Annotated in this window: 8 protein-coding genes and 1 pseudogene; all 9 read right to left on the reverse strand. The window is 62.7% G+C overall.

The genetic code is table 11. The features are described from left to right. Window positions 1-275 precede the first annotated feature (275 nt). Window positions 276-983 (reverse strand): class I SAM-dependent methyltransferase, encoded by a 708-nt coding sequence (locus tag ELR45_RS08330; RefSeq protein ID WP_129665006.1) that lies wholly within the window; start codon window positions 981-983, stop codon window positions 276-278. Then, entirely contained in the window at window positions 973-1,290 is a 318-nt protein-coding gene (locus ELR45_RS37230) for a tyrosine-type recombinase/integrase (RefSeq protein WP_205856231.1), read from the reverse strand. The genes ELR45_RS08330 and ELR45_RS37230 overlap by 11 nt, the downstream gene beginning before the upstream one ends. A gap of 157 nt (window positions 1,291-1,447) precedes the next feature. Further along, complete coding sequence (locus tag ELR45_RS42020) at window positions 1,448-1,570, reverse strand: hypothetical protein (protein WP_276320653.1); 123 nt, start codon at window positions 1,568-1,570, stop codon at window positions 1,448-1,450. A 72-nt stretch (window positions 1,571-1,642) separates the two neighbouring features. Further along, window positions 1,643-1,771: a hypothetical protein gene (locus ELR45_RS42025; protein WP_276320654.1), complete on the reverse strand. Its 129-nt coding sequence runs from the start codon at window positions 1,769-1,771 to the stop codon at window positions 1,643-1,645. A gap of 39 nt (window positions 1,772-1,810) precedes the next feature. Continuing rightward, complete coding sequence (locus ELR45_RS08340; protein WP_165367590.1) at window positions 1,811-2,077, reverse strand: SOS response-associated peptidase family protein; 267 nt, start codon at window positions 2,075-2,077, stop codon at window positions 1,811-1,813. A gap of 94 nt (window positions 2,078-2,171) precedes the next feature. Then, window positions 2,172-2,600, reverse strand: coding sequence for a hypothetical protein (locus ELR45_RS40555; RefSeq protein ID WP_240759282.1), 429 nt, complete (start codon window positions 2,598-2,600; stop codon window positions 2,172-2,174). 525 nt (window positions 2,601-3,125) lie between these two features. Further along, window positions 3,126-3,425, reverse strand: a pseudogene (locus ELR45_RS42580) (AlbA family DNA-binding domain-containing protein); the annotation flags it as partial. Next, complete coding sequence (locus tag ELR45_RS34805; RefSeq protein ID WP_165367591.1) at window positions 3,368-3,523, reverse strand: hypothetical protein; 156 nt, start codon at window positions 3,521-3,523, stop codon at window positions 3,368-3,370. The gene ELR45_RS34805 and the pseudogene ELR45_RS42580, both read right to left, overlap by 58 nt. A 369-nt stretch (window positions 3,524-3,892) precedes the next feature. Next, window positions 3,893-4,175, reverse strand: a 283-nt coding sequence (locus ELR45_RS37235; RefSeq protein ID WP_205856232.1) for a tetratricopeptide repeat protein, incomplete at its 5' end; no start/stop codon positions are given.

A 4,175-nucleotide genomic window follows, 5' to 3' on the forward strand; every position in this document is an offset into this window, starting at 1 on the left:
CGCAGTTGCGCCCTCGGTAGGATTCGAACCTACGACACCCGCTTTAGGAGGGCATGACTCGACGTCAACTATGGCCTCTACCTGCAACTTTACGAACAATCGAGCCACAAGGCGACCCGTGAAGCACATCTGTTAACCCTGTTTCGTGCCACGAATGGTGCCACACGCTGCCGATCTTGGGGTCTTTCGCCCACGACGGCACCAGACCCTTTACCGGCTCACCCGTGACGCCACGACGGCGTTGCTGGAAGAAGGTGGCGAACGACAAGGGGCGCTTACTCGGGAAGGTCCGGACTCTCGAGCACGAAGAAGATGAACGATATGAAGCGCATCCGCCCCTCTAAGTGCGGGGGAATGAGCTCCTTCGGTGTTTCGAGCGAGACCGGGGGTTCACTGATTATGGAGAGTCGGAAGCCGGCCTCGGCGAAGGCGTCCACGATCGCGTGCAGAGGGCGGTGCCAGGTCAGAAGAGTTGCAGACTTCCCAGCGAGGTTTACTTCCAGCGGCCACTCCACTATCGGAAAGTACTTCGCTGCTCCCTCACTAAGTGGATAAGCAAACGGGTGGTTGACCGACAAGATGAGACGACCGCCGGGCTTGAGCACCCGCCGAAGCTCAGCCAGCGGCTCCGTCCAATCGCGCAGATAGTGCAAGACGAGCGAGGCGACGACGTCGTCGAACGATGAGTCCTTGTATGGCAAGGGCTTGCCTAGATCTGCAACGCGCAGATCAGCGTCATCCCCCAGGCGACGACGCGCGAGATCCACCATCGCTGCGCTTGAATCGAAGCCCGCGACATGTGCTCCACGATCACGTAGCGCGGCCGAGAGCGGCCCCGCTCCGCAACCGACATCAAGAATCCTGCGTCCCGCGACGTTGCCAGCTAGCTCGAGCATTGCTGGCCGCTCGTAGTAGTTGTTCAGCAGGCTTGTCTCGTTCTCAGCAGCGTAATCGGCAGCAAAATCATCATAATCAGTCGTCATGCGAATTAATCGTGCCATAGCCCGGAGAGAGCGCCTCCGCGCTGACCGGAAGCCACTGCTCAGCGCGGCTGCCCTTGCGGATCACCCGCACGAGCTGATCGCCCCAATCGATGTCGACGCCACGCAGGCTGAGCAACTCGCCAGCGCGGGCACCGTTGCTCAGTGCCAACGCCAGCAACGCTCGGTCCCGGTGCGAACGCAGCGCCGTGAATACGTCACGCCACCGCTCGTCAGACAGGGTCCGCGGGCGCCGCTTCGGAACCGGTGGGTTGTAACGCACCCTGCCTTCGGGCCGGAACGGCTCCATAGGGTTGTGGTGCGCGTTCGGCCGAGCCCGCGCCGCGCGCTGCACCGGATTCACGACCGGGCCTTCGCCGAGGTCGGCCTAATAGTCGTAGAACCCGCGCACCACCGCCATCGCGTGTCGGATCGTCCGCGGCTGGTAGCGATCACCCAGATACGACTTACGGGTGAGCGCGTTGACCGTGCCCGCCGTCGCCGCTGACGTCGTGCGCGCCGAGCCAGCGCGCGTAATCACGCACCTCAGTGGACGTCACCTGCTCCCATGGCACGTCGAGCAACCGCATCCAGCGCCACCACCTCAACAAGTAGTAGGCACAGCTACGCACGCTACCCGGCCGATTGCCACGAGATGCGAACTAAACCAGATACCGCTGGATCGGCTCCACCACCTTGCCGACGTCATCCACCACCAGCCACGGCGCATGCCCGGCATTGTCGACCACCGCGCCCCACCGGGACAGTTCCAGCCCTGAGCAATCCACCATCACCCTCCGTCCAGCAGTCGTTGCCGCTGAACAAGGGTTCTATACCGCCGCCGATCTATACACCCGCACTACGTGCGGTGTGTCGTCGCTTAGTCCGGTCAACACCCCCACGTCAGGTTCCGAAGTTGTCGGATCGGCTTCGGCGTCCCTGGCATCTCGCGGTGGGCGTGCCAGCACGGTGGGTGACGTTCTGGTCGGCGCGACGTTGTAGTCCGGCAGGAGGCGTTCGGAGACTTCGATGCGGTCGACACCGAACTCCTCGGCCAGATCACCGGCGCTCTGGGTGACTACATATCGCCCGCACATACCTTCAGCCTGCCAGACGACACGGCCCGAGCGGCGCGAACGTGCCCGGGTCGCTGGTTTTGCCCGCATCCGACCTCGCCGTCCGGCTCACGCCCTACCGCGATCTCGACGACCAGGTCGTTTCCCGGCTGACTGCCAGGCCGAGGTTCGCCGCCATCTCCTCAACTTGGCGCCGTTCATGCCCGAAGTGCTCGACTCGCACCGCGCCGTCGTCATCGAGAAACGGTAACTCGGCGACACCAAAGCCTTGTGCAAGATCGTTGGTGAGGGTGCGGGTGACGATCGCCAAATCGCTTTCGGAAGCCGCGCATTCGTCGAGATTGATGGTGCGTTGGGCCATCGGTGCACCGTTCGCAGCGAGACCGTGTCCCCGAGTGTCGGACTGAAATCGCCCGTAGTCGATTCCTAGCTGCATCGGCAGATCACTCAGCAGCGTTGCCTCCACGACCGCGTCACCACTTGTGCCGCACCTGTTCACGGCGTGATCCACGAGCATTCTGAGCGCCGCCATCACCGTCCACATTAGCCGAGCATCACCGACACGCGACATCCCCGACGGTGTGTGGAGCCCGTCAGGGAGTTCAAGGCCTACGTGCGCGGCGATGAAGCTGCTGCCGTCTGTGTGCAGATGCAACAGGCCATGCTCTGGGCGTCCCTCCCTGTCCTCGCCGACATGCAGCACGATCCGTTGGAATCCAGCGATGGCATGCCATTCGAACGTTTCTGTGAGCACCGACGACGTCATGCCGGCAGTCGGAGCGTTTGCCGCTTTTCCCCGTAGACCTCGCACTACCTGGTTCGTCAATGGCAGCTCACCAGGCACGGTCGGCACGAGTGCCATCGATAGTGATGTCCATTCGCCAATTGGTGGCAATGCCGCCTCGCCTTCGCTGCGGACCAGCGAGAGGCGGTCGACTTGTGTCCGCGCCGCCGCGAACCGGTCCCGATAAGCGTCCGCGACTTCCGATTCCGAGAGCCACGCCTTCATCGTGCCTTGCCGCTTCGGATACGCGAGCCAATCGTTGTTGCGGACCGCGTGGGGAAGGTGCACGCTTCGGGGCACCTCGATTAGGTAATAGCCCTTCGAGTCATCGGCTGCGGTCGGAACGCGATGTATGCGGACTGATGGGCGAGGCACTACCCGGTCCACGATTACGCTCTGCATACGCAGCTCTTCGCCGTCGGATAGATCTACCGGGTTTAGTTTGGACGCGGTGCCGTCCTTGTCCTCGTCGAGGCCGATGACGATGAGACCGCCGACAGCGTTGGCGAACGCCGCTACATCCCCGACTAGCTCTTTCTTGCTGTCGTTGTTGTGGCCACGCGCTTGAAGTCGAGGTCCTGGTATTCACGGATCTTTTCTGTGATGAGCCGTTCGAGCGCCGCCTCGTTGACGTCAGCGAGCGCCGCGCCAAGGAGCGCCTCAAGTCGTCCGAGTCGGGCCATTGGCGAACAGGATATATCGGTCGGGGTGATCAAGTGGAGTTCGATCAGCGTAGATGCGTCGGCGCAGGTCAGAGTGGGTATCTACGTGGTGAGCACGCCGCTTTCTCCAGGCGGCAGCGCGAAAAGGCGAAGGCGGTAGACAGAACAGACGAGACGTTCCGCGTTGTCGATCACGATCTGCGAACCAGCTTGTATGGACAGACAGCGTTGCGTGCGTGCACGTGACAGCGTGGGCTGTGGCGCGACTCGTGCCGGTCGTCCGGCGATTGCGCGAACCACCTGCAGCGCCCAGCAGCGTGACCGAACGCCGTCGTTGACGACTGGCAGTTTGGCGTCATGGACTCGACGAGGATCGGCGCAATGTTTGGATCACCCGTTTGGCTCAAGACGAACGCTGCCGCCCTTTGGAACCGTCGCCAATGCCCGCCTTTCCTGTGTGATTCGGTCGGCGTCCTCCCGCTGTCCGTTCTCGGCTAGCCGGTTGGAGAGGTTGTGTAGTGATGCGGCCAGGTCGGGCTCGTAGGTAGATGGGTTTGCTTGGGCTAGCTGCCGACGGGTCGTGGCCGCCTCTTCGATGGCGGTTAGTGCCTCCTGCTGCTGTCCGTTCTCGGCTAGCCGGTCGGACTGGTTGTGTAGTGATGCGGCCAGGTCG

This window comes from Phytoactinopolyspora endophytica (genome assembly GCF_004138495.1).
Classification (GTDB): domain Bacteria; phylum Actinomycetota; class Actinomycetes; order Jiangellales; family Jiangellaceae; genus Phytoactinopolyspora; species Phytoactinopolyspora endophytica.